1 pseudogene is annotated in these 318 nt (G+C 44.3%); it reads right to left on the bottom strand.

The annotated features are described in order from the left end of the window. A pseudogene (locus RTW80_RS28290) lies at positions 1-208 on the bottom strand (sodium-potassium/proton antiporter ChaA); the annotation flags it as partial. Positions 209-318 lie beyond the last annotated feature (110 nt).

Raw genomic sequence — 318 nt, 5'->3', positions numbered from 1 at the left:
CTCCAAGACGGTGGGCTAACACATCCGCATGGCGTACCACGCTAAATGCACTGGTTAAAATACCCACCAGAGCCAGAATATTGATCCCCACAACCACTGGCAATGACTGACTGCTTCCCCAGAAGAGCAGCACAGCCAGTGCCAGAACCGGGAAAATGAGAGAGGTCTCCTTGTGGCGGGTTTTTACCGCCTCGTGTGTTGCTGTCATGTGTTTCTCCAACAATGCAGGTGCTTGTAATTATAGATAGATTTTAAAGGTATTAAATTAACAGAAATCTGTTAAATACCCTGTATTTTTTACTTAATTTTACCCGTTAT

Source organism: Escherichia sp. AM3 (assembly GCF_032029835.1).
Lineage (GTDB): Bacteria > Pseudomonadota > Gammaproteobacteria > Enterobacterales > Enterobacteriaceae > Escherichia > Escherichia coli.
This window is presented reverse-complemented; position numbering and strand designations above follow the sequence as displayed.